A 24,463-nucleotide genomic window follows, 5' to 3' on the forward strand; every position below is an offset into this window, starting at 1 on the left:
AGGGTAAAAAGTGATGACTATCACACACCGGCGTCGGAACGTGTTTTTCTCGCAGCGATAAGATACTCGACATTCCCTCGCGGCCCGGTAATCGGGCTCTCGATGATGCCCAGAACGCTCCAATCCAACAGCGAATCGAGCCAGCAGCGGATGCGCTCACAAGCTTCTTCGCGCAGTGCCGGATCTCGGATGACACCATGTTTTCCGACTTGCTCCTTCCTGACCTCGAATTGCGGCTTGATCAATGCGACCAGCAGTGCCCCCGGTGCGGCGATCTTAAGCGATGCTGGCAAGATCGTCCGAAGACCGATAAAGCTCGCATCACAAACCACCATATGGATTGCCTCTGACATTAAGTCAGCATTCAAGTGGCGTGCATTGGTTCGCTCAAGAACCACGACGCGAGGGTTGTTGCGTAAGCGCCAATCGAGCTGCCCATGCCCGACATCAATGGCATAAACGCGTGTTGCGCCCTGAGATAGAAGCACGTCCGTAAAGCCCCCTGTCGCTGCGCCGATATCGAGGGCGGCTTGTCCAGAGGGGTCTATATCGAATCTCTCCAACGCGTGGGCTAGCTTAACACCACCACGGGAGACCCAAGGATAATCGGGTCCCCGAACTTCCAGTGGCGCGTCATCAGAGATCTTTTGTCCGGATTTTTCGAGGCGCCGCTCACCAGTGTAAACCTTACCGGCAATAATCAACGCTTGTGCCCGCGTCTCGTTGTCAGCGAAGCCACGCGCTACCATCAATGCGTCGACACGAGTCTTGCTCACAATTAGTGGCTGCGCTGTACCATGAAGCGCGCAGCGGCTCGTAATCCATCGGCGCGGTCATCAAAGTCATGGAGGTGTGCAACAGCCGACTCAACCAAACCTGCCGCACGGTTTCTGGCTTCGGCAACACCCAAAAATGAGATAAATGTCGCTTTCCCCGCCGCCAGATCTTTGCCGACGCCTTTGCCGACTTCCTCGACATCGCCTTCAACATCGAGCAGGTCATCGGCGATCTGGAAAGCAAGACCAAGATCTTTTGCATAACTCGCGAGCGCGGCCATCTCGCTTGCTGATGCTCTCCCCAGTATGGCCCCAGCTTCACATGATACGGCTATCAGAGCCCCCGTTTTCATCGCCTGCAACGTGATGATCGCCTCAAGATCAAGTTTATGTTTTTCTGCCTCCAAATCAATCATTTGACCGCCAACCATGCCATGCCACCCCGCCGCACGCGCCAACGCCAGCACCAACGCCGCACGGATATTACCGTCGTCGTCTGTGCCACAATCACTCAGCACCTCGAACGCGAGGGTGAGCAACGCATCACCAGCTAGAATGGCCGTGGCCTCATCAAAAGCTATATGTACTGTCGGCTTGCCACGCCGCAGATCATCGTCATCCATCGCCGGCAAATCGTCGTGAATCAAGGAATAGCAGTGCACCATTTCAATGGCCGCCGCTGCTCGAAGGGGCCCCTTCCCCACTGCACCAAACAGTTTTGCTGATTCCAACACCAAAAACGGTCGCAGGCGCTTGCCACCGCCCAGTGCGGCATAGCGCATTGCCTCTATCAAACGGTGATGATCACCTTCAATTTCGGAAATCAGAACAGTAAGTTCCCGTTCGACCGCACCAACGGAGGCTGCCAATGCCTCAAGCAGATCGGTCAAGTGTCGGTCCCGTCGTCCTCAGATACTGAAGCACTCAAAGAGCCGTCTGGCCCCACAGCAATTCGGCTGATACGCTGCTCCGCCTGCCGCAATTTTCCCTCGCAATGCCTTTTCAGTGCAGCGCCTCGAGCGTAAGCCTCGATCGCTCCATCAAGGTCGATCTCACCCTCTTCCAGATTCCGCACAATTTCTTCCAAGGCCGTCAAGGCCTGCTCAAATGTCATCGCTTCTACATCATCGAAATGATCAGTATCAGCTTGGGATGAGACCCTTGCCATTCTTGTCCCCTTTTCGGTCCGACATCACTCGGCCATCAGTGCTCCAATATGGGCCGCAACCGACGTCGCGAGCGCCTGCGGCTCATACCCCCCTTCTAGGGTCGATACAACACGACCGCTACAGCATTGCTCGGCGGCTTTTACCACTTCCTGCGTTATCCATTTATAATCCTGCTCACTCAGTTGCAATTGGGCCAGGGGGTCGGCACGGTGCCCGTCGAACCCTGCCGACATAAGTATCAACTCGGGCTGAAATTTGACCATCAGAGGAAGAAATCTCCCCCACGCAGCGCGAAAATGAGACCCAGAGGCGCCGGGCGGCAACAGCATATTGACCAGATTTCCCACGCCAACATCCGCGACACCGCCCGTTCCGGGATAAAGCCGCATCTGGTGCGTTGAGCCAAACATCACTGCAGGCTCGTCGGCAAAGGCGGCAGCAGTTCCGTTACCATGGTGCACGTCAAAATCAACAATAGCTACCCGCTCAAGCCCATGCTCGCCAAGCGCATGTCGAGCCCCCACTGCAACATTGTTGAAAAGGCAAAACCCCATGGAGCGGGTCGGTTCCGCATGGTGTCCAGGTGGGCGAACCGCACAAAAAGCACGTTTCGCATCGCCCTCCATTACGGCATCAACCGCCGCACACACTGCCCCGGCAGCCCGCAAAGCTGCCTCTCCTGATCCCGGCGACATAACGGTGTCCGCGTCAATCACGACCCTTCCCACCGCGGGACTGGCCGCCAACAATTGATCCACATAATACTGCGGATGCACGCGACACACCTGCTTGAGTGACACTTCTGGCGCCTCACACCGCACCAGACCATCAAAATGATGGGTCTCTAGAATGTCGACTATTGCACGCAACCGATCCGCACGCTCCGGATGATTCGGTCCGGGATCGTGTTCAAGGAAAATCGGGTGATAATAAAGCTGCACGGCCATAGCTACGCTAAAGGCTAAAGTAACATTCCAACAATTCGAACACGCTCCAAAACGCAAACGTGGATGTTCAAACAGCAGGTCAGCATTGCGTGTACGCCACTTGTGTGCAAAGCCTTTTGCAGAAATATTCCGTACCAATATTGGGTGAGGGAAAAACTTTGTGCTAGGCCTCGGCAAAACCATAGGCTCTTTGTTCATCCAACTCATCGTCGTCGTCGCCCTGGGGGCCGGCGGTTGGTGGACCTATCAGAATCGGGAATCGCTTCCCTTCATTGATGGTGCCGGCGGTGAAACGGATGCAAAAAATGAGCGTCCACCGACCCCTGTGGATATTGCCGGTGCAAGGCTCGACTCCGTACTTGTCACACTTGAGGCGATTGGCACTGCTCGTGCGAACGAGTCCATTACGATGATGTCAGACGAGATGGGTTTGGTGTCAAAGATTCATTTTTCTGAGGGCGCTCAAGTAAATGAAGGAGACATTCTTGTCAGCCTTGACAGTGGTATTCAGCAGGCGGAAATTGAGATCAACCGGGCAGAAATCGCGGTCCATCAAGCTCGGTTGGAGAATGCGCGCCAACTCTACGCGCGGGCTGAGCGCCTAAGACAGAGCCAAAACGTGCCTGAAGCACGAGTGGACGAACTTGCTGCGAACCTCAAAGCGGCGGAGGCGGAGGTCAAGCGTTGGGAGGCTGCACTTACAGCCACACGGGTTCGCCTTTCAAAACGCGAAGTCCGCGCGCCGTTTTCGGGCCGCCTAGGGATGCGAAACATTTCCGTTGGTGCGCTTGTGGAACCTGGTGATCCAATCGTGACACTTGACGACATCACCACCATAAAACTCGATTTTCAGGTGCCCGAACGTAATCTCGCCCATCTTCAGCCCAGTCAGGAAGTCACAGCGGAAACTGACGCTTATCCAGGACGTATCTTTTTTGGACGCGTGGCAGCCATTGGCAGCCGGATCGACGCTGTCACCAGAGCTGTGAGCGTACGCGCCCTCATCGACAACGCGGACGAGGCTCTCAAGCCTGGGATGTTCCTGCTTGTTGAACTGGGAGTTTCCATCCGCCATCAAGCAGTGATTATTCCCGAGGAGGCCGTCGTTGCTAATGGTACACAGCAATACGTCTTTATTGTCGATGAAGGTCAAGCTCGCCAGTCCTCGGTGGAACTCGGACAAAGAATGGTAGGAGAGGTTGAAGTGGTCAGCGGCGTGTTGGCGGGCGAAGCGATCATCGTTGGGGGCGTACAAAAAGTAAGAGACGGTGCAAGTGTGGCTCCGCGACCTCCTGCTGCAGAGGCTGTTGCGGCACAATAAGCAATGGTTCTTTCCGATACTTCCATAAAACGCCCGGTTTTCGCGTCTGTCGTAAGCCTGATTCTCATCATATTCGGCCTATTTGCCTTTGATCGCTTGGCTGTCCGTGAGTACCCGGACATCGATCCACCAACCGTATCCATCGTCACGCTCTATAAGGGTGCTTCGGCACAGATTATGGAGACACAAGTCACCCAGATCATTGAGGAAGCGATTGCCGGCATTGAAGGCATAAAGCTGATCACGTCGAAAAGTCGGGAGGAGAGAAGTCAAGTCGACATCGAGTTCGTTCTGGGACGGAACGTCGATACGGCTGCCAACGACGTTCGTGACAAAGTAGCACGCTCGATAGGTAACCTACCACTCGACGTAGAAGCCCCGATCGTCTCAAAAGTTGAGGCGGACGCGCGCCCCATGCTTTGGATCGCGCTAACAAGCGATGAGTGGGATGCCATCCAGCTAAGTGACTACGCCGACCGGCACCTTGTTGACCGTCTCTCTGTTGTGCCCGGCGTCGCTAAGGTCATGATCGGCGGCGAAAGAAAGCCAGCCATCAGAATATGGCTCGACCGCAGGGCTATGGCAGCACGCGGGCTTACGGTTCAAGACGTAGAGGCGGCGTTGCTGGCACAGAACGTGGAACTCCCTTCTGGGCGAATCGAATCCAACTTACGCGAATTTACGGTGCGCACTGAGTCAGCATTGGTCACACCGGATGAGTTTCGCGACCTCGTGCTACTGGCGAAGGATGGATACTTAGTACGGCTGCACGAGATCGCCGAAGTTGAACTTGGCACGGAAGAACTGCGGTACGAGGTGCGCGCTAACGGTGAAGCAGCAATTGGCCTTGGTGTAGTCAAACAGTCAAAAGCTAATGAGTTGGCGATCGCAGAGGGAATTCTGGAGGAGATAGAGAAAATCCGACCTAGTTTGGCGCGCCAAGTTAAGATGAAAGTCGCCTACGACAAGTCTCGTTTTGTCGATGCATCAATTGACGGGGTATTCCATGCCCTCTTCGTAGCACTCGCCCTTGTTGTTGGCGTGATATTCGTCTTTCTGCGCAGTCTCCGCGCCACAATTATACCGGCGGTGGCAATTCCTGTGTCGCTAACAGCATCTTTTATGGTCCTTGCTGCACTTGGATATTCCATCAATGTGCTTACCCTACTGGCCTACGTCCTTGCAGTTGGGCTGGTTGTCGATGATGCAATCGTTGTTCTTGAGAACATTCACCGTCGTATAGAACGAGGTGAGCCAGTCTTGCTTGCGAGTTATCGTGGCGCTCGTCAAATTAGCTTTGCTGTAATTGCCACTACGCTTGCGCTGGTCGCGGTCTTTATTCCGATATCGTTGATGACGGGAAACACCGGGCGCCTATTCAGCGAATTCGGCGTAACCGTCGCGGCCACCGTGCTGTTTTCTGGTCTTGTAGCCCTGACACTAACACCCATGATGTGTTCAAAATTGCTAGTTTCCAAAGAGCATGAAAGCTTTCTGTATAAAGCGACAGAATTTCTATTTCACCTCCTAAACAAGAGCTACGAGCTGCTCCTGCGCGGTACCCTGGCACTACCCGTGGTAATGATTTTCATCGGTCTGGTTATCTCTTTGGTCGCTAAGGGATTCTACGATCACATAAACCAGGAATTTGCCCCCACTGAAGATCGTGGCGTCTTTTTAGTCGTCTTAAATGCTCCGGAGGGCGCCACAATCAACTATACCAGGGCCTATCTGGAAGAGGCCGAACAAAAGCTGGAATCTCTCTTTGAGAACGGTGAAGCGGATACAATATTTGGAGTTGTCGCGCCTGGTCTGAGCCGCCCGAGCCCTGTTAATTTCGCGATTGCTTTCGTTGTTCTGGAGCCATGGGCGAAGCGTGAACGTAAGCAACAGGAAATCGTTGCCGAGATGTTTCCCAAACTGTTGGGCATTCCCGGTGCAATGGTATTCGCTATCAATCCCCCAAGCTTAAATCAACCTGGCCGAAAAACTCCTGTTCAATTTGTTATCGGCGGCCCGTCCTATGATATGCTGCGCGAGTGGAGCAGTGTAATTTTGGAAGGGGCCGCGGAGAACCCTAATTTATTAAGCATACAAAGTGATTTCAAAGAGACAAAACCAGAGCTTCGTGTGGATATTCACCGCGATCGGGCCGCAGATTTAGGGGTCTCAATTCAAGCGATTGGGCGAACACTTGAGACGATGCTCGGGTCACGGTTTGTCAGCACATTCAATGACAGGGGCGTTCAGTACAATGTCGTCATGCAAGCGCACGACGATGACCGTGTGACGCCAAGTGATCTAACAAACATAAATGTAAGATCAAGTACGACGGGAAAACTGATATCGTTATCAAGCTTGGTTACCGTAAGTGAAGCAGCGGGTCCAAAAGAACTCAATCGAGTGGATCGCATGCGCGCGGTCACGATTTCTACCTCACTCGCGCCGGGCTACACTCTTGGCGAAGCCCTGAGCTATCTCGATGCCCTTGCCCGAGACCGCTTGCCGGGAGAAGCAAGAATTACCTATGGTGGGCAATCTCGTGAATTTCGTGACTCCTCCTCATCGCTTTTGCTCACATTCATTCTTGCGATCATTATTATTTATTTGGTTCTTGGAGCGCAATTCGAGAGCTTTATCCATCCATTCATCATTCTTCTATCGGTTCCGCTAGCGGTAACCGGAGCATTAGGCACATTGTTGCTCACTGGCATCACCTTGAATGTCTATTCGCAGATCGGAATGGTGATGCTAATAGGACTGGTGGCTAAGAATGCTATTCTTATTGTCGAATTTGCGAACCAATTAAGAGAACAAGGCGCTGAGGTACGTGAAGCAATAATACGCTCCTCGCTTGCTCGCTTCCGACCAATTTTGATGACTACGATCGCAACAGTTTGCGGCGCCATGCCTCTTGCATTCGCCGATGGAGCAGGTGCTGAAAGTAGATCGTCTATTGGCTGGGTTATTATTGGTGGTGTAAGTTTTTCTACTATTTTATCTTTATTTATAGTGCCCGTACTATATTCAATTCTTGCACGCTTCACGAGGCCATCTAGCCATATTGCCGACCGTTTGCGAAACCTAGAATCAGAATACGTCGATCGCGAGGCGCGTGGCGAGGAAGGTCCGATTGCGGTCAGCCCGGCACCGGTGAAGTAACGAGCCTCCTTAACGACCCGGCCTCACCTTGAGGGCTGTCACCCCCCAAACGAAATCTTCTGCACGCTTACCCAATATTTTTCCATATGAGCAAACTTATAGCAGTCTCTATTTTAACCTATTGAAATTATTGGCGCGCCCGGCAGGACTCGAACCTGCGACCTGTGGATTAGAAGTCCACCGCTCTATCCGGCTGAGCTACGGGCGCGCGAGATTATTTTGACCCTATCGTAACGGAAGTTGTCAGCGTAGGTCTCGATATTGAGCCTGTGCTCACCTGGCTCGCTGATCTCGTACGTGTGACCATTGCGCTCGCCAAAAGCGGCCCCCGCCCCACGGCTTGGAAAGCAATGCGAGCTAGCCGCCGGAATCGACTGGGTTCATCCAGCCAGCGCCACACATTGCCCAGTCCGAACTGCATCGCAGTCTTGGCCAGCCGATAGATACTTGCCGTCATATCCGCGTCCTTGTCGTGCTCCGGTTCACGGTATTCTTGGTCGGGACGGCCGGATTTGAACCGGCGGCCCCCTGCTCCCAAAGCAGGTGCGCTACCAGACTGCGCCACGTCCCGATGGTCAAGAAATGTAGGTATTTGCGCCGCCAGCAGCAACCCCACTCCTATATGATAGTGTCAGCGTCTTAAACAAGCCAGAATGGGGCAGGTCAATGAGTGTCAATTTCGGGCTGCATGTGAAATCGAAGAAACACTGGGCTAACAACCAGACCTTTCCCGGCAATGCCAAGGAAGAGGCGACCTACTATGCCAAGCGGCAATATGCTGGGACTTATAACGATAACGAGGAGATGAATCGGGCCTGTGAGAGAGCGATGTCCGAAGCCGTACCTAAGCCGCAACCAGACATGGCTCGGTCAAAGCCGAGGCAGGCGCCGAGACCAACGGCAAAGACGGTGGCCAAAGCCGGCAGCGGTGCCGGGACACTAGCGAGCATAGGCTGATCCCACCAACCGCCATGGCACCGGCGGTGTCGATCACGGACGCACAGCTCGGTTATGACGGGGTCGTGCTGTTTGACGGCCTGTCCATGACCTTGGAGGCGGGGCGACTGACAGCGCTGCTCGGCCCGAGCGGCATCGGCAAGACTAGCCTATTGCGCCTCATCGCCGGCCTGGCACAACCGAGCGAAAAAGGGCAGGTTGCCTGCAGCGACGGTGGCTCGTTGGCCGGACGGGTCGCCTATATGGCGCAGTCCGATCTCCTGCTGCCTTGGCTCAGCGTGGTTGACAACGTTGCCCTTGGCGCCCGCCTGCGCGGCCAGCCCGCCGATATGACGCGCGCCTGCACCCTGCTTTCAGAGCTTGGTCTTGAGGGTTACGAGGGCGCCTTGCCACAGAGCCTTTCGGTCGGAATGCGCCAACGCGCGGCGCTTGCCCGCACCCTCATGGAGGACCGGCCTATCGTTCTCATGGACGAGCCCTTCTCCGGTCTTGACGCGATCACCCGCGCCCGCCTGCAGGAGCTCGCCGTGAGCACGCTAGCGGGGCGTACAGTTCTACTGGTTACGCACGATCCTCTGGAAGCGATTCGCATCGCCGAGCGTATTGAGGTGATGGCCGGCCGCCCGGCCAGCCTCGGCGCGCCCCTAACGCCACCAGGCAGGCCGCCGCGCGACAGCTCGACGCCGGACCTAGCGGCACTCTATGGCGACCTCATGCGGCGCCTCACGGCGGCCGGATCATAATGACTGTCCTGCGTCGCCTCGCCGTCGCCCTCGGGCTGCTCGCGCTCTGGCAGGCTGTGGTCTGGCTCGCGGCGACACCGCCCTACATCCTACCTGGGCCGAACCTTGCACTTTTGGCGCTTATCGAGCATCGCATCCTTATCATCGAGCATGCCGCGATCACCCTGTTGGAGATCGTACTCGGTATGATCATCGGCACTGCTTGCGGCGCTGCCAGCGCGCTGGCCCTCGCCCGTTTCGGCACCGCTCGTGCCTGGCTGTTGCCGGTGCTAGTGGTGAGTCAGGCGTTGCCCGTCTTCGCGCTGGCACCGCTGTTGGTGTTGTGGCTCGGCTACGGCCTCGGCTCGAAGGTGGCTATGGCAGTACTGATTATCTATTTCCCGGTCACCGCCACCTTCTACGACGGTCTGAGGCGCACTGACACCGACTGGCTCAACCTCGCCACCACCATGGGCGCCTCTCCGCTCACCATCCTCTTCCGCATCCGCCTGCCGGCGGCGTTGCCGGCACTTGCTTCTGGCATGCGGGTTGCGGCGTCGGTGGCGCCCATCGGCGCCATCGTCGGCGAATGGGTGGGATCGAGCGCCGGGCTCGGCTACCTGATGTTGCATGCCAATGGACGTATGCAGATTGATTTAGTTTTCGCCGCCCTATTAGTCCTGGCCGTCATTGCCGTAGCACTCTATTCCACCGTCGACCGCGGCATGCGCGCGTTGATGCCCTGGCAATCCGAAACGGTCAGCTGAAAGCTTGTCTGAGGCCGGCGCAAGACGCTGCTTCCGTCGGGCTACTGACGTAAGACTGCGAATAGGTGTTTCGAATCGGTGGTGCGGCGAAGCGGCGCCTCATACTGCTCGTCCAGGAGCGCCCGTCCTCCGTTAACCTGCCCCAAAGCCGTTGGCATTGAGCAAAACCGACAGCATCTCTCTAGATTTGTAGGACTGGGTGACTAGGTTGTGGTCTGGGGTTACTTCAGAAAACGGCTGAGGAATATCCCAGGTCAACATAGGTCGCCTGACAGGGCAGCAGATTCCGCACCACAGGACCCGGGGTTGTTTCGCGTCCGCCAGATGTTAGCCTAGCGTGCGGCTCGGCAAACAAGGCCCGGGCGAAGGAGTTTGGGATGGACATTCCCGCGCCTGCCCTTAGTGATGTTGAAACGCTGGAGTGCTACTTTGTTGCCGGGACCCGGGCCATGGCCACGCTGGAAGACGATCTGCGCCAGGGCTTGCCGACCCGGCCGCAAGTTCCCCGAAGTGACACCTGAGACCATGCGAGAGGAAAGCAAATTCGAGACGGAGTTTCACTTCACTCAGGAAGATGAAGCCTTCTTACTTGTGCTGGCGCGCCCGTGCAAATCCTAGTATCCCGCAAATCCCGACTCGAAATGCAACCCAACCCACAATGAAACATGCTCCCGCCCTTCTGCTCACGATCCTCTGTGCCGTGCCCGGCTTGGCGAGCGCGAACGAAGAGTTGACCGTTTTGCTGGATTGGTTTGTCAATCCGGACCATGCGCCGCTGATTGTCGCCCAGGAAAAGGGGTTTTTTGCCGATCAGGGCTTATCGGTGGAGTTGGTGGCACCGGCTGACCCCTCTGCACCGCCCAAGCTGGTGGCCGCCGGTCAGGCCTTTATCGCAGTGTCGTACCAACCGCAGCTTCATATCCAGGTGGCCAAGGGCCTGCCGCTGACCCGCTTTGCTACCCTCGTCGCAACACCGCTCAATGCCCTTGTGGTGTTGGCGGGTAGCCCGATCCGCTCGATAGCCGATCTGGACGGACGAAAGGTGGGCTTTTCCGTCGGCGGCTTCGAAGACGCCCTGCTCAGCGCAATGCTCTCACAGGCGGGTCTCGGCCTCGATAGCATCACATTAATCAACGTCAACTTTTCTCTCTCGCCTTCGCTGATCTCCGGTCAGGTCGACGCAGTGATAGGCGCGTTTCGAAATTTCGAACTTAATCAGATGGATATTGCTGGCAAACCCGGGCGCGCGTTCTATGTGGAAGAGCATGGGGTGCCAGCCTATGACGAACTGATTCTGGTCGCGCGCAGGGATAGTGTGGATGATCCTAAACTGGCTGCTTTTCTGCAGGCGCTCGAAGCTGGTGTGCAATTTCTGGTAAATCACCCGGAGGAGAGTTGGGCACTGTTCATCAAGGACCGTCCGGAGTTGGACGACGAACTCAATCGGCGGGCCTGGCGCGATACGCTTCCTCGTTTCGCGCTGCGTCCGGCGGCACTCGATAAGGGACGATATGATCGATTTAGCCGCTTTCTTGCCGAACAAGGCCTTATCGACGAAGCCCTTCCGGCCGACGCCTATGCTGTGGCGCTCGACTGAGCGCGCACGACAGTCCTAAGGTCCGGGGGCAAGGGGTGCGATATCGGCTCTCGCTTTTCGTGATGCTGGCGGCGGTATGGCTGCTCCTTTCGGGACATTACACGCCTCTGCTGCTGGTTTTCGGTGCCCTATCCTGCGCCTTCGTGACTTATCTGGCTCAACGATTCGATGTGGTCGACCATGAAAGCCACCCACTACACATGTGGTGGCGCCTGCCCGGCTATTGGGTTTGGTTGCTGGTCGAAATCATCAAGAGCAACATCGATGTCGGCCGCTGCATCATTCACCCGAGCTTGCCAATCGATCCCAGGCTGTTCGAGGTCGATGCCAGTCAGAAGACCGATCTTGGGCTGGTCGTATTCGCGAACTCGATCACGCTGACGCCAGGAACGATCTCAGTTGACGTGCGCAAGGACAAAATCCTGGTGCACGCGCTCAGCGCCGAAGGCGCCGAGAATCTACGTCGCGGCACCATGAACTCTAAGGTGACGGCTTTGGAGGGAAGCGACCCATGACCGGGGCTTTCGCCGTCGCGACCATAGCGTTGCTCGTGACAATGGCGCTTGCGATCGCCCGCGCCGTCGCCGGGCCGACGGTCTTCGATCGCATCCTAGCGGCGAATGCTTTCGGCACCAAGACCGTGCTGTTGATCGCGGTGCTCGGGTTCCTCACCGGGCGGCCAGATTTCCTCGATCTCGGGCTGGTTTACGCGCTGATCAACTTCATCGGTGTCATCGCGGCAATGAAGTATTTCAAGTTCGGTGGCTTCTACGACCGCCGGCCTTGGGACGCGAAGCGATGAGCCTAGTCCTGGACATTCTGGGCTGGGTCTGCCTGCTCTCAGGATCGGCAATTATTCTGGTCGGCGGCATTGGCCTGTTGCGCCTGCCGGATTTCTACAGCCGTGCCCACGCGGCCAGCATGACAGATACGCTGGGAGCGGCGCTGGTCATCGTCGGCATGATGATCGAAGCCGGCTGGTCGTTGAACCTGGGACGACTTGCCTTCATCCTCATCTTCCTACTCTTTACCAGCCCGACGGCCAGCCATGCGCTGGCGCACTCGGCCCTGGTCAGCGGCCTCAAGCCCTGGTCGAAACTCGATCCTGCCGACAAGGCGGAAAGCGAGTGATGGAACAGGTTGTCCACGTCGCTCTGCTTGCCCTATTGGTCGCGACGGCTCTACTGATCGTGCGCATGCGCAGTATTCTCGCCGTAGTCATGCTAAGCGGCATTTACAGCTTCGTCATGGCGATCATCTTTCTGGTGCTCGATGCCGTCGACGTCGCTTTCACGGAGGCGGCCGTCGGCGCCGGCATTACCACCGTGTTGGGTTTGATGGCTCTATCGTTGACCGAGGATCGAGAAAAAATACCTGTACACCGGCCGATCTTGCCACTCGCCGTGGTCTCGATTACGGGCGCGCTTCTACTCTATGCCGTAACGGACATGCCGGCGATCGGCGACCCCGACGCCCCGGTTCACGGCCATGTTGCCCCGCGTTACATCAAGGAGACGCCACACGCCATCGGCATTCCCAATATCGTCACCTCGGTGCTAGCGGACTATCGAGGCTATGACACCCTTGGCGAGGTCGGCGTGATCTTCACGGCCGGTGTTGGCATCATGCTGCTGCTCGGACGCCGCTCACGGCGGCGCGAAGAGGAGGGTGACAAATGAGAGAGCACCTGATCCTGCGCGTCATCACCAAGTTCCTCATCCCCTTTATTCTCTTGTTCGGGCTTTACGTACAATTCCATGGCGATTATGGCCCGGGCGGCGGCTTTCAGGCGGGCGTGATTATTGGCGCTGGCTGCATTCTCTATGGCCTCGTCTTCGGGCTCGAGACGTTGCGCCGGGCTATCCCGCCGGGCATCGTGCAAGGCTTGGTGGCGATCGGGCTGACTATCTATGCCGGCACCGGATTCATCACAGTGCTGATGGGCGGGCACTTCCTCGACTACGCCCGCCTCGCCCATGACACACAACACGGCCATCATTACGGCATTCTCATCGTCGAGCTCGGTGTCGGCATCACCGTTAGTGCCGTCATGCTGACTATCTTTTATGGGTTCGCCGGACGCGGCGAAGAAAACGCAGGCGGCTGATGGAAATCTTCAGTCGCTACGCCTATTGGGTCGTTGTGTTGGTGATGATGATCGGCTTCTACATCGTCATCGATCGCGGCAATCTGGTAAAGAAGCTGATCGGGCTCAACATCTTCCAAACCGCCGTATTTCTGCTTTACATCTCGGCCGGAAAGATCTTCGGCGGTACCGCCCCGATCATCGACGATGACGCCGAGCTCTATTCTAATCCCCTGCCGCACGTTCTAATTCTTACCGCCATCGTGGTTGGCGTGGCAACCTTGGCGCTCGGCCTGGCCTTAGTGGTGCGCATCAAGGAGGCCTACGGCACAGTAGAAGAAGACGAAATTCAGGCGATCGAAAATCGCGAGGAGAATAGCGCGTGATCGCCGCTAACCTGGCAGCGCTGCAGGTTGCGGTGCCGCTGATCGGTGCGCCTTTGTGCACGCTGGTCGGCCGTGGTGCCCGGGCCTGGGCGCTTAGCCTGATCATCACCTGGGCGGCCTTCGCCATGGCTATCGGCCTCATGGTGCAAGTCGCGTCGGACGGGTCCATCAGCTACATGATGGGCGACTGGCCGGCGCCGTGGGGCATCGAATATCGCGTCGATATCTTCAACGCGTTCGTGTTACTGTTGGTCACGGGCGTGGCGTCTGCCGTCATGCCTTTCGCCTATCACAGCGTCAAGGCAGAGATTAGCGCTGACAAGCACCGCCTATTCTACACCGCCTATCTGCTGACCTTCGCCGGCCTCTTGGGCATGACGATTACCGGCGATGCCTTCAACGCCTTCGTGTTCATGGAGATCTCGTCGCTCTCGAGCTATGTACTGATTAGCCTTGGTCGCGACCGGCGCGCCCTGTTCGCGAGCTATCAATATCTTGTGCTTGGCACCATCGGTGCAACATTTTTTGTTATCGCCATCGGCCTGCTCTATATCGCCACTGGCACGCTTAACATGGCGGATCTGGCCGAGCGCTTGCCAGCGCTCTCGAGTAACACGGTGGTGATCGCCGCCTATGCCTTCCTGATCGTCGGCCTGAGCCTCAAGCTGGCCCTGTTCCCGCTGCATCTCTGGCTACCGAATGCGTACACCTTCGCACCATCTGTGGTTTCCGCTCTGCTTGCCGGAACAGCGACCAAGGTAGGTGTGTATCTGTTGCTGCGCTTCATGTTTGGGGTGTTTGGCGTCGATTTTTCAATCGGTGAACATCCCGTAGCCGGACTGCTAATGCCGCTTGCCATGGTGGCTGCCGTCTCATGCTCTCTGGTTGCTATCACCCAGGTGAATGTTAAGCGCTTGCTGGCCTATTCGTCGCTAGCGCAAATCGGCTACATCGTGCTCGGCATCAGCTTGGCTAACGAGACCGGGCTCACCGGCGCGGTGGTCCATCTGTTCAACCACGCCCTGATGAAGGGTGCCATGTTCATCGCGCTGGGCTGCATAATGCTGCGCGTCGGCGGTACCGACTTTGAGCACATCAAGGGCCTCGGCAAGCGCATGCCCTTGACCATGGTAGCTTTCGTGCTGGCCGGTCTGAGCCTGATTGGCATACCTGGCACGGTCGGCTTCGTTAGCAAGTGGTATCTGGTTCTAGCGGCGCTGGAGCGCGACCTCTGGCCGATCGCGGTGATCATCATGATCACCTCACTAATGGCCGCGGTCTATATCTGGCGGGTGCTCGAGGCAGCCTACTTTGGGGAACCCGATACGAGCATCGAAATCAAAGAGGCCCCGTGGCCCATGGTCAGCGCAGCCTGGGTGCTGGCGGCGGCCTGTGTGCTCTTCGGTTTGGCCACGGATCTTACCGTCGGCACGGCCAACGAGGCCGCCAGGATGATGCTGGGGGCGGGTTCATGAGCGGCTCCTTCGTGGTCGGCTTGGCGCCACTGTGGCCGCTCGTCGGCGCAGTGATGATCTGGCTCTCCGGCTCGCTGCCCAATGTACGCGAAGGTGTGACCCTGGTGACGGCGGTAGTGCTGCTGTTGCTGGTCGCCTCGCTGGCACCGGCGGTGATGGCGGGGGAGCGACCGGCAGCCGAGCTTTTTGAAGTTCTGCCCGGCGTTCGGCTGGCCTTCGAGGTCGAGCCGCTCGGCATGCTATTCGCGTTGATCGCCTCGTTTCTCTGGCTACCAAACTCGCTTTACGCAATCGGCTACATGCGGGCGCATCACGAGCAGAACCAGACCCGTTTCTATGTCTGCTTCGCCATCGCCCTGTCCAGTGCGGTCGGTGTCGCCTTCGCCGCAAATCTGTTCACGCTGTTCTTGTTCTACGAGCTACTCACCATCTCGACATATCCGCTCGTCACACACGCAGGAACGGACAAGGCGCGGCGCTCGGGTCGAGTCTATCTCGGCGTCTTGATCGGCACCTCGATCGCTTTCCAGTTACTCGCCATCATGATCACATGGGCGGTAGCCGGGACCATGGAGTTCACGGTCGGCGGCATTCTCGCCGGCAATGCAGAACCCGCGACCATCGGCATCTTGTTCGCGCTATACATGTTTGGCGTCGGCAAGGCTGCAACCATGCCCTTCCATCGCTGGCTGCCCGCCGCCATGGTAGCACCGACACCGGTCAGCGCCCTGCTGCATGCGGTCGCCGTGGTCAAAGCGGGTGTTTTTACGGTGCTCAAGATCGTCATCTACGTGTTTGGCCTTGACCTGATGACAGGCGCGCACCCCGGCCAATGGCTGACCTGGCTTGCCGCTTTCACGCTGCTGACTGCCTCGCTGGTGGCCATGACAAAGAATAATCTCAAGGCACGGCTAGCCTATTCCACGATCAGCCAGCTCGCCTATATCGTGCTTGCGGCGGCGCTGGCGACGCCGGCGGCTATCGTCGGCGGCGGCATGCACATGTTGATGCACGCCTTCGGTAAGATCACGCTGTTCTTTTGTGCCGGCGCCATCATCATCACAGCACACAAGGAAGACATCTCCGACATGCGTGGACTGGGCCGTGCCATGCCGGTGACGCTTTTCGCCTTCTTCATCGGCGCCCTCAGCGTCATCGGCCTACCGCCTTTCGGCGGCGCCTGGAGTAAGTGGTACATCGCGCTCGGCGCGGTAGAGGCCGAGCAACTGATCTTCGTCGTCGTACTGATGGTCTCGAGCCTGTTGAACGTGGCCTATTTCATACCTGTCGTGGTGCGCGGCTTCTTCCCCGGTGAGCGCCCGACGACCTTTGATAACGGCGTAAAGGAAGCGCCGCTCGCCTGTCTCGTGCCGATCGTCTTTACCGCCGCCATGTGCCTGGTCCTGTTCGTTTTCCCGGACCCGGCCTATCGCTTGCTCTCACAACTTGTGCCCTGAGCGAGGACCGTGATGACACCGCCGCCGCACGAAAAGAGATACTGGTTGGACGATCTCGGCAATGTACGCAAGGTGTTGTGGGCGCTCTACATCACCTGCGCCGTGCTGGCCACCCTCGATCTGTTTTACGATAGGCATTCCGAGTTCGCCTTCGAAGGCTGGTTCGGTTTCTTCGGCGTCTACGGTTTCGTCTGTTGCGTGCTGCTAGTGCTGGCAGCAAAAGAATTACGCAAGCTGATTTCGCGACCCAAGAACTATTACGACGCGGAGGACGGGGATGACGCATAGCCTGGCCGCCTTTCCGCCCTTCCTGATCTTTTTTGTTGGCGCCCTGCTGATCCCCTTCTTACACGAGCGCTTCCGCCCCGCCTGGTCGCTGTTCGTGCCGCTGACCGGGCTGATCAATCTGATGGGCATCGAGCACGGCGTCTACTGGCAGACGGGGATCCTGGATTACACACTCACCCTCGGGCGTGTGGACGGACTATCGTTTTTCTTCGCCCTGCTCTTTCACATCGCCACGGTGTTGGCGAGCATCTTCGCCCTGCACGTCCGCGATCCCATCCAGCAGGTCTGCGCCCTACTCTATTCCGGTGCTGCGCTCGGGGCGGTGATGGCGGGAGATCTGCTAACGTTGTTCATCTTTTGGGAGATCATGGCGGTCTCCTCGGGCTTTCTGATCTGGGCCCGGCGCACGCCGCGCGCCGAGAGCGCCGGTCAGCGCTATCTCATCACCCAGGTTCTCTCCGGCGTGATCCTGCTGGCGGGCTCTATTGTTTATTTCGGCGAGACTGGGAGTCTCGCCTTCGAAGCGCTATCACTGGAGACCCTCGGCGCTAAGATGATTCTGCTTGCCTTCGGCATTAAATGCGCCTGGCCCTTCCTGCACAATTGGCTCACCGACGCCTATCCGGAAGCAACACCAACCGGCACCGTTTTCCTGAGCGCCTTCACCACCAAGGTCGCGGTTTACGCCCTTGTTCGCTCCTTCCCGGGCACCGAGATGCTGATTTGGGTGGGTACGGCAATGGCGATGTTCCCGATCTTCTTCGCCGTTATCGAGAACGATCTGCGCCGCGTGCTCTCCTACAGCCTGATCAACCAGGTCGGCTTCATGGTGGTGGGCATCGGACTAGGCACCGAGCTTGCGCTGAACGGCGCTGTCAGTCACGCCTTTAACGACGTGGTCTTCAAAGGCCTGTTGTTCATGAGCATGGGTGCCGTATTGCATATGACAGGACGCATCGATGGCACGGACCTCGGCGGTCTCTACAAGAGCATGCCCTGGACCACGACCTTTTGCATCGTCGGCGCCGCTTCGATATCGGCCTTCCCGTTGTTCTCTGGCTTCGTTTCAAAGTCGATGGTGATGGCGGCAGCCGCGCAAGAAGGCTACGTCGTGGTCTTCCTGCTACTGCTATTCGCCTCGGCCGGTGTCTTCCATCATGCCGGTATTAAGATTCCGTTTTTCGCCTTCTTCGCCCACGACTCCGGTCTGCGCCCAAGCGAAGCGCCACGCAACATGTTAGTGGCGATGGGCTTGGCCGCCTTCATTTGCGTTTTCAATGGCGTCTATCCGTGGATCCTGTACGACCTCCTGCCATGGCAGGTGGATTACCAACCCTATACGCTGACCCATATAATTACCCAGACACAGTTGCTGTTTTTCTCGGCACTTGCATTCACCCTGCTAATGATCGCCGACCTCTATCCGCCGGAGCTAAAGCTGGTGAACCTGGATGCGGATTGGTTTATCCGTCGCCTAGGCAAAGCATTGATTCTAGGCGTCGGCGGCTCGGTGATGCTGGCTTGGTCGAACCTGGTGTCTGTGCTACGAGCCGGCGCGGGCGGTGTCGGCGGCTACCTCTGGCACAGCCACGGCCCGCGCGGCATTTTTTCGCGTACCTGGCCGACCGGCGCTACGGTCATGTGGATTGGTGTCCTTCTCGTAGTATACCTGCTGATCAACTACGTATAATCATGTTGCCTTGAGCAGCGGCGCCGGCTTCCTAGAGGTCACATTCAGTGATTAGTTGGCGCTACCTGGGCGAACTATATAGCGGCCGTCTCGGATGCCATCGAACATAGCGCTCGCCTCCGGATGAGCGATAGGCTCACCGGTCTCATCTGGCAGCAGATTCTGCTCTGAAACGTAAGCGATGTAGCTCGTGTCCTCGTTTTCGGCGAGCAGGTGATAATAGGGTTGGTCCTTGCGCGGACGGGCTTCGCGCGGGATCGCCTGATACCATTCCTCGGTATTCGCGAATTCCGGATCAACATCGAAGATTACCCCACGAAACGGGTAGATCCGGTGCTTGACGATAGCGCCGATCTGAAACTTCGCCTGTCTAACTTCCATGACCGTCTCAGCCTCCGGCAACCTCGCTTCCCTGGTTAAGGGTAAGGTAATTAGCTGCAGCACGCTACCCCGCTTGCTCTTAATCTCTTGCGCGGTCTCTGTTCGAAAACCCAGCGGTTGACCGCCTTGCTAAGGTGATAGCGAGGGGCGCTCTTTAGCGGCCCCGCCTGGCCGGTATACCCGGCTCTGTGGGTCACGGTAATGAGCTTGGCGGTGCCGTCGGTTGGCGCTCGTGATGGGTGCGATTGAGCGGCCAGGCAACGATATCGAAGCTGGAAACGGTAGCGGTTCATACTGTTTGTGGCCAAGATCGGGGTGGCCAGGTCTTATCCTACAACGAGTGCGTTGTCGCGGGCGCGCTTGGTCCGCTATACCTACGCTCTCGCACAATTGGGGAAGTTGGATGGATTTTGCGTTAGATTCGGAGATCGTGCTGCCTTACGACGGGCTCAACGGCGCTTTGGTGGGGCGTTGCTGGGTGCCCGGTGCAGGGCCTGAGGGAGGGCCCAGCGTCGTGGTGCTCGGCGAAACGGGGGTCTACGACATTACCGCCGCCTTCTCCACTTCCGCCGATGTCATGAACGCGGCCAATCCGCCCTTCGCGATTGCCAATACGGGCAGTGCGGAGCGGCTTGGTAGCGTCGACGAGATTCTTAACAACTCGGTGCCTGCACAACGCGACCCGACAAAGCCGTGGTTCCTCAGCCCGATCGACCTACAAGCCATCAAGGCGGCGGGAGTAACCTTCCTCGACAGCCTCATGGAGCGAGTGATCGAGGAACTGGCAGAAGGTGATCCCGAGCGTGCCGAAGAGGTGCGGAACTCCATCGCCGCCGAAATAGGCGCCAGCCTGCAAGGCATCCGCCCGGGCTCGAACGAGGCCATGAAACTCAAGAAATCCCTACAGAAACGCGACCTCTGGTCGCCCTATCTCGAGGTTGGCATTGGGCCCGATGCAGAAATTTTCACCAAGGCCCAACCCATGTCGTCAGTGGGCTTGGGCGCCGATATTGGTATTCCCGAGTTCTCAACCTGGAACAATCCGGAGCCGGAGGCCGTGTTGGTGATCAACGCGCGCGGCGAGATTGTTGGTGCCACCCTCGGCAACGATGTCAACCTGCGCGACGTCGAGGGCCGCAGTGCGCTCTTGCTGGGGCGCGCTAAGGACAACAATGCCTCCTGCGCCATCGGACCCTTCATCCGCCTTTTCGATCGCACCTTCAGCCTCGACGACCTCAAGAGCATCGACATTAGCCTGGTCGTCGGCGGCGACGATGAATTCTCGCTACAGGGAACCTCATCGATGGGCCTGATAAGTCGCGACCCGGCTGACTTAGTGGCGCAGACCCTCAATGATACCCATCAATATCCTGACGGCCTGGTACTTATGACTGGCACCATGTTCGCGCCAACCCAGGATCGCGGCGAGCCAGGGCGAGGGTTTACGCACGAACTCGGTGACCTGGTAGTGATCGAGACCCCACTGCTCGGCGCCCTGTACAACCGCGTCGCCCATTGCCACGAGGCGCCGCCATGGGAGTTCGGCATCGGCGAATTGATGCGAAACTTGGCCGGCCGCGGCTTGCTCAAGCCGGGGCCAAAATCTGGGGAGTAGAGGCATGCCCGTGACAGCCCTCGACCACGTCACCATCGTCACCAAGAACCTCGACGCCTCGCGTGCCTTCTATATCGGCCTCTTAGGATTGGAGGAGGTGGCCTGGCGTCCCGATTTTCCATTCGACGGCGCCTGGCTCAAGGTAGGCCCTAACGCTGTCGTCCATCTGATGGTGGCAAACCGCGATATTGGCGACGGCAACACCCAGCCCTTCGATCATTTCGCGCTCAAGGTTGAGAACATCAACAACACGCGCCGCGTGCTCGATGAGGCAGGCTTGAGCTATCGCGAGGCAGATCCAGCCTCACACATCCACCAGATCTTTGTCGATGACCCCGACGGCGTCACGGTCGAACTCAACTTCAATACCGACCAGGAACACGCCGAGGGTTGGGTCTGATCAGTCCGCCTTGCCTTCGAGCAGACGGATGATGCTGGAAGTGTCGAGATGGCCGTTGCCGGCATTCACATAGGCCGCGTATAGGGCATGGGTTAGGGCGCCCAACGGCGACGGTGCCTCTACGCTGCGGGCTGCGGCCTGAGACAGCTTCAAGTCCTTGAGCATGAGCGAAGCAGCGAAACCAGGCGCAAATTCCCGATTAGCCGGCGAAGTTGGTACCGGCCCTGGCACCGGGCACATATGCTCCAGCACCCAGGAAGTCGCCGTCGAGCTCGACATCACGTCGTAGAGCGTCTGCACATCGAGGCCGAGCCGCTGGCCCATAACGAAGCTCTCCGAGATCGCCAAGGTGCCGATGGCAGCAACCATGTTATTGCAAAGCTTGGCCGCCTGGCCCATGCCGGGCCCGCCACAGTGGACTAAGGTCTCCCCCATGGCCTCGAGGATGGGCCGGGCACGGGCGAAGACAGCCGCCTCGCCGCCGCACATAAAGGTGAGCGTACTCGACTCCGCGCCCACAGTACCGCCGGAGACCGGCGCGTCCAACATAGCCAAGCCGGCCTTGGTCGCCCCAGCATGCAGCGCCTGTGCCGTCTCGACGTCGATAGTCGAGGAATCGATAAATAGCGTGCCCGCCGCGGCCGCGGCCATGGCGCCGTCATCGAGTAGCGCCTGACCAACTTCAGCTCCCGTTGGTAGCATGGTCAAGCAGACTTCCGCGCCGCGCGCCGCCCCGGCCGCTGAGCTGGCCGCCCGGGCCCCCGCCTGCACCGCGAAACTAAGTGCATCGGCTGACAGGTCGTAAGCCGTCACGTCATGGCCAGCGGCTAACACATTGCGCACCATCGGGCCACCCATGCGGCCAATGCCGATAAAGCCGATTACGGCCATCGTTCATCTCCTATTCGAAGTGAAAACCCATGGTGCGGCAGTGGTAATAAAGCCCCCCATCCTGCACGATAAGCCAATTGACGCGCCGGCTGCTCTCGTTGTGGTGCGAATGCACGCTCTCGGGTGGCGTCACGGTGGTGAGCCAGGGCGACCAGTTCTTGCGTTCGCCGTCAACTAGGGAATAACCGCCCTCGCCGTCGACGATCAAGGACACGGCTACCGAGTTGTGCCGATGCGCCGGTTGTGCGCCTCCCGGCGCCAGCTGGTTCATGGCCAGCGTCAGCGTGGGCGAGATATTCTTGATAGCTTCGAGCCGCTCGGTCGCTAGCACCACAGCAAGCCCGGCGACAAGCTTTCCCGATAGCTTGGCCTCCGCAATATCTAGTTGGCGTGCGATCTCGGTGGCTGGAAAATACGCAGCCTGTACCAAGGCGGCCTCGGCGGCGGGCGGCCGAAAATTCTCCTGCGCCAGCTGCGGCGCGTTGGTCACCAGCCAAAGCAGGCAATCAGCATCACCCGCCTGGTGCCGGATCGGCGTATCGCCCGGCTGGCAGACCACATCCCCCGCCGCCCAATCAATGACATCGTTACCTTGTGTGCTACACCCTCCGCCGGCAATAACGAAAGTCAGCACTGTGCTCGCGCCGGCGTTGTGCTCAAGGGCCTCACCAGCCCGAATGCGTCCATAGGCCACCAACACCAACGGCGTGGTAGCCGGAAAAGGCAGCGCCAACGCATCACTCTGATCAAGCAGGATGAACCCCGTCGCCGTCTCCGCATCCAGCGCCTGATTCCGCTCGCTGTCGAACACCCTCCCTGGCACCGGTGGATTGACCACGTTGAAGGCATTTCCCGAATCGAAATAGCGCGCACGGCGGGTGTAGGACGCCTCAGAGGTGGCGACCGTCGCGGAGTCAATAGTATCAGTCATATTTCGTGTTTCCGTTCTCAGTACACCGTCAAGGGAGGCGTTGCACTTGATCTACCTCTAGTGACGAAAAGTTGCTCTTCGGCGTACCGCATTCGGAGCAGGTCCAATTGTCGGGAAGATCTTCGAAGGAGGTGCCGGGAGAAATATCATCCTCTGGGCAGCCTTCAGCCGGGTCATACACCCATTCGCAGGACAGACAGACCCACTTCTGCATCGGCGTCAGCGCCGCTTGTGGAAGGAGATGGGCAATGCCTTTAGGGCCCGAGTCACAAATTCATCGGACCACTCCACGGTATCGGTCTCGAGCTTGAAGTCGCTGAAGCGGCGAAACAGTGCGGCGAAGGCAACCTGTGCCTCGATACGCGCGAGCGGTGCGCCGAGGCAGAGATGGATGCCGAGACCGAAGGCGTAGTGCGGGTTCTGGCTACGTGTAATATTGAAGTGTTCGGCGTTCTCAAAATACTCGGGGTCACGGTTAGCAGCGGCAGTGAGAGCGTAGACGCGGTCGCCCTTAGCGATGGTCTCACCACCAAGCTCGATCTCGTCAGCGGCGATGCGCGCCACCATCTGCACCGAGCTCTCGTAGCGTAGAAACTCCTCTACCGCCAACGGGATCAGCGCCGACTTCTGTCCGATCAGTGTCATCTGCCTTGGATGGCGCAGTAAGTTTAGCATACCATTAGCAATCAAATTAGTAGTCGTTTCATGACCCGCAAAGAGCATCAGCACCATGGTCGAGACGATCTCGTCGTCGCTCATGACATCGCTACCGTCATCCCCGCCCCTGATCATCAAACCAATTAGGTCGTCGCGCGGATTTTTCCGATGGTCATCCACGACCTCTTGATAGAAAACAGTGATCTCGCGAATGGCCTTGGCCGCGCGGTCATACTTGTCAGGAGTCGAGCGTGCGATAAGTACGAACTTGCCAATTTCCACCGCCCATTCCTTGAGCTTGGGCACGTGTACGCGGTCGATACCCATGAGGTCGGCGATGACGAAAGCAGGAAACGGCCAAGCGAAGTCGTGCAAGAAGTCAATCTGTCCACGGTCTTCCAGCGTATCGAGCAATTCCTCGGCAACACGCTCGACCATGCGCCGTTGCTTCCGCAACTCGCGCGGCTTGAAGGCACCTTGCAGCACACGGCGTAGGCGCGTGTGTGACGGCGGGTCACGAAAGACCATCCAGTCACCGAGTACCCGTGCTATCTCACCCACCTTGCTTTTGCTCTTACCCGACAGGTGATCTACTAGCGGATTGAGCTTCTCGACCGAAAACCGTGTATCGGTGAGCACGGTCTTGGCATCCATGTGGCGCGTCACTACCCAGGCCTTAACAGAGGGATTCCAATGCACCGGCGCAGTCTCGCGCATCTTCGCGAAAAGAACGTAGGGGTCCTGGATAGCCTCGTGGGACTTGAGGTCAAAATTCATGATGACGTTAC

At 57.9% G+C, this 24,463-nt stretch carries 27 protein-coding genes and 2 tRNA genes; 18 read left to right on the top strand and 11 right to left on the bottom strand.

Annotated elements, in window-relative coordinates; translation table 11 throughout:
* Positions 1 to 20 precede the first annotated feature (20 nt).
* From QF629_07085 to QF629_07100, 4 genes are read right to left on the bottom strand one after another with little or no spacing between them, the layout of a single operon-like run.
* Positions 21 to 776: a TlyA family RNA methyltransferase gene (locus tag QF629_07085; GenBank protein ID MDP6013293.1), complete on the bottom strand. Its 756-nt coding sequence runs from the start codon at positions 774 to 776 to the stop codon at positions 21 to 23.
* A 2-nt stretch (positions 777 to 778) separates the two neighbouring features.
* Entirely contained in the window at positions 779 to 1,666 is an 888-nt protein-coding gene (locus tag QF629_07090; GenBank protein ID MDP6013294.1) for a polyprenyl synthetase family protein, read from the bottom strand.
* Entirely contained in the window at positions 1,663 to 1,944 is a 282-nt protein-coding gene (locus QF629_07095; GenBank protein ID MDP6013295.1) for an exodeoxyribonuclease VII small subunit, read from the bottom strand. Before QF629_07095 ends, QF629_07090 begins: the two co-directional genes overlap by 4 nt.
* Positions 1,945 to 1,968: 24 nt before the next feature.
* A complete protein-coding gene (locus QF629_07100) occupies positions 1,969 to 2,892 on the bottom strand; it encodes a histone deacetylase family protein (protein MDP6013296.1) in 924 nt (307 codons plus the stop codon).
* A gap of 160 nt (positions 2,893 to 3,052) precedes the next feature.
* Here QF629_07100 and QF629_07105 point away from each other — a divergent pair, with 160 nt between their 5' ends.
* Positions 3,053 to 4,213 (top strand): efflux RND transporter periplasmic adaptor subunit, encoded by a 1,161-nt coding sequence (locus QF629_07105; GenBank protein MDP6013297.1) that lies wholly within the window; start codon positions 3,053 to 3,055, stop codon positions 4,211 to 4,213.
* Positions 4,214 to 4,216: 3 nt separating this feature from the next.
* The gene (locus tag QF629_07110) at positions 4,217 to 7,375 is read left to right on the top strand and encodes an efflux RND transporter permease subunit (GenBank protein ID MDP6013298.1); all 3,159 of its coding nucleotides are present in this window, start codon (positions 4,217 to 4,219) and stop codon (positions 7,373 to 7,375) included.
* A 131-nt stretch (positions 7,376 to 7,506) separates the two neighbouring features.
* On the opposite strand, the gene QF629_07115 is transcribed toward QF629_07110, so the two are convergent.
* Both QF629_07115 and QF629_07120 read right to left on the bottom strand, forming a co-directional pair.
* Positions 7,507 to 7,583, bottom strand: a tRNA-Arg gene (locus QF629_07115).
* 286 nt (positions 7,584 to 7,869) lie between these two features.
* A tRNA-Pro gene (locus tag QF629_07120) sits at positions 7,870 to 7,946 on the bottom strand.
* 95 nt (positions 7,947 to 8,041) lie between these two features.
* Between QF629_07120 and QF629_07125 the strand changes: the two genes are divergently transcribed.
* The 14 genes from QF629_07125 to QF629_07190 all read left to right on the top strand — a co-directional run bounded on the left by QF629_07125 (position 8,042) and on the right by QF629_07190 (position 18,800).
* Positions 8,042 to 8,332, top strand: coding sequence for a hypothetical protein (locus QF629_07125; protein MDP6013299.1), 291 nt, complete (start codon positions 8,042 to 8,044; stop codon positions 8,330 to 8,332).
* A gap of 14 nt (positions 8,333 to 8,346) precedes the next feature.
* Positions 8,347 to 9,075, top strand: a complete 729-nt coding sequence (locus tag QF629_07130) for an ABC transporter ATP-binding protein (GenBank protein ID MDP6013300.1) — start codon at positions 8,347 to 8,349, stop codon at positions 9,073 to 9,075.
* The gene (locus tag QF629_07135) at positions 9,075 to 9,821 is read left to right on the top strand and encodes an ABC transporter permease (GenBank protein MDP6013301.1); all 747 of its coding nucleotides are present in this window, start codon (positions 9,075 to 9,077) and stop codon (positions 9,819 to 9,821) included. Before QF629_07130 ends, QF629_07135 begins: the two co-directional genes overlap by 1 nt.
* A gap of 658 nt (positions 9,822 to 10,479) precedes the next feature.
* Positions 10,480 to 11,418 (top strand): ABC transporter substrate-binding protein, encoded by a 939-nt coding sequence (locus QF629_07140; protein ID MDP6013302.1) that lies wholly within the window; start codon positions 10,480 to 10,482, stop codon positions 11,416 to 11,418.
* 35 nt (positions 11,419 to 11,453) lie between these two features.
* Positions 11,454 to 11,933 carry a Na+/H+ antiporter subunit E gene (locus tag QF629_07145; GenBank protein ID MDP6013303.1) on the top strand — a complete coding sequence of 160 codons (480 nt, stop codon included), beginning with the start codon at positions 11,454 to 11,456 and terminating at the stop codon, positions 11,931 to 11,933.
* A complete protein-coding gene (locus tag QF629_07150) occupies positions 11,930 to 12,220 on the top strand; it encodes a monovalent cation/H+ antiporter complex subunit F (protein ID MDP6013304.1) in 291 nt (96 codons plus the stop codon). The genes QF629_07145 and QF629_07150 overlap by 4 nt, the downstream gene beginning before the upstream one ends.
* On the top strand, positions 12,217 to 12,549 hold the full coding sequence (mnhG, locus tag QF629_07155) for a monovalent cation/H(+) antiporter subunit G (GenBank protein ID MDP6013305.1): 333 nt from the start codon (positions 12,217 to 12,219) through the stop codon (positions 12,547 to 12,549). The genes QF629_07150 and mnhG overlap by 4 nt, the downstream gene beginning before the upstream one ends.
* Complete coding sequence (locus QF629_07160) at positions 12,549 to 13,097, top strand: DUF4040 domain-containing protein (protein MDP6013306.1); 549 nt, start codon at positions 12,549 to 12,551, stop codon at positions 13,095 to 13,097. The genes mnhG and QF629_07160 overlap by 1 nt, the downstream gene beginning before the upstream one ends.
* Entirely contained in the window at positions 13,094 to 13,525 is a 432-nt protein-coding gene (locus QF629_07165; GenBank protein MDP6013307.1) for a Na(+)/H(+) antiporter subunit B, read from the top strand. The genes QF629_07160 and QF629_07165 overlap by 4 nt, the downstream gene beginning before the upstream one ends.
* Entirely contained in the window at positions 13,525 to 13,890 is a 366-nt protein-coding gene (locus QF629_07170; GenBank protein MDP6013308.1) for a cation:proton antiporter subunit C, read from the top strand. The genes QF629_07165 and QF629_07170 overlap by 1 nt, the downstream gene beginning before the upstream one ends.
* Complete coding sequence (locus tag QF629_07175) at positions 13,890 to 15,365, top strand: monovalent cation/H+ antiporter subunit D family protein (protein ID MDP6013309.1); 1,476 nt, start codon at positions 13,890 to 13,892, stop codon at positions 15,363 to 15,365. Before QF629_07170 ends, QF629_07175 begins: the two co-directional genes overlap by 1 nt.
* On the top strand, positions 15,362 to 16,822 hold the full coding sequence (locus tag QF629_07180; GenBank protein ID MDP6013310.1) for a proton-conducting transporter membrane subunit: 1,461 nt from the start codon (positions 15,362 to 15,364) through the stop codon (positions 16,820 to 16,822). The genes QF629_07175 and QF629_07180 overlap by 4 nt, the downstream gene beginning before the upstream one ends.
* Before the next feature lie 12 nt (positions 16,823 to 16,834).
* Entirely contained in the window at positions 16,835 to 17,110 is a 276-nt protein-coding gene (locus QF629_07185; protein ID MDP6013311.1) for a hypothetical protein, read from the top strand.
* Positions 17,100 to 18,800: a Na(+)/H(+) antiporter subunit D gene (locus QF629_07190; protein ID MDP6013312.1), complete on the top strand. Its 1,701-nt coding sequence runs from the start codon at positions 17,100 to 17,102 to the stop codon at positions 18,798 to 18,800. Before QF629_07185 ends, QF629_07190 begins: the two co-directional genes overlap by 11 nt.
* A gap of 51 nt (positions 18,801 to 18,851) precedes the next feature.
* On the opposite strand, the gene hspQ is transcribed toward QF629_07190, so the two are convergent.
* Complete coding sequence (gene hspQ, locus QF629_07195) at positions 18,852 to 19,181, bottom strand: heat shock protein HspQ (GenBank protein MDP6013313.1); 330 nt, start codon at positions 19,179 to 19,181, stop codon at positions 18,852 to 18,854.
* Positions 19,182 to 19,584: 403 nt separating this feature from the next.
* Here hspQ and QF629_07200 point away from each other — a divergent pair, with 403 nt between their 5' ends.
* Together QF629_07200 and QF629_07205 are read left to right on the top strand one after the other, a co-directional pair.
* Positions 19,585 to 20,796, top strand: a complete 1,212-nt coding sequence (locus QF629_07200; protein ID MDP6013314.1) for a fumarylacetoacetate hydrolase family protein — start codon at positions 19,585 to 19,587, stop codon at positions 20,794 to 20,796.
* A 4-nt stretch (positions 20,797 to 20,800) separates the two neighbouring features.
* Positions 20,801 to 21,196: a VOC family protein gene (locus QF629_07205; GenBank protein MDP6013315.1), complete on the top strand. Its 396-nt coding sequence runs from the start codon at positions 20,801 to 20,803 to the stop codon at positions 21,194 to 21,196.
* Here QF629_07205 and mmsB read toward each other — a convergent pair whose 3' ends face one another.
* Genes mmsB through QF629_07225 form a run of 4 tightly spaced genes read right to left on the bottom strand, consistent with a single transcriptional unit; the run spans position 21,197 to position 24,452 of the window.
* Positions 21,197 to 22,087: a 3-hydroxyisobutyrate dehydrogenase gene (gene mmsB, locus QF629_07210; protein MDP6013316.1), complete on the bottom strand. Its 891-nt coding sequence runs from the start codon at positions 22,085 to 22,087 to the stop codon at positions 21,197 to 21,199. It abuts the gene before it with no gap.
* Positions 22,088 to 22,097: 10 nt separating this feature from the next.
* Positions 22,098 to 23,018: a cupin domain-containing protein gene (locus QF629_07215; GenBank protein MDP6013317.1), complete on the bottom strand. Its 921-nt coding sequence runs from the start codon at positions 23,016 to 23,018 to the stop codon at positions 22,098 to 22,100.
* 28 nt (positions 23,019 to 23,046) lie between these two features.
* Positions 23,047 to 23,232 (bottom strand): rubredoxin, encoded by a 186-nt coding sequence (locus tag QF629_07220; protein MDP6013318.1) that lies wholly within the window; start codon positions 23,230 to 23,232, stop codon positions 23,047 to 23,049.
* 5 nt (positions 23,233 to 23,237) lie between these two features.
* Positions 23,238 to 24,452, bottom strand: a complete 1,215-nt coding sequence (locus QF629_07225) for a cytochrome P450 (GenBank protein ID MDP6013319.1) — start codon at positions 24,450 to 24,452, stop codon at positions 23,238 to 23,240.
* Between the last annotated feature and the right edge of the window lie 11 nt (positions 24,453 to 24,463).

It is taken from the genome of Alphaproteobacteria bacterium, assembly GCA_030739735.1.
Taxonomy (GTDB): domain Bacteria; phylum Pseudomonadota; class Alphaproteobacteria; order UBA7887; family UBA7887; genus UBA7887.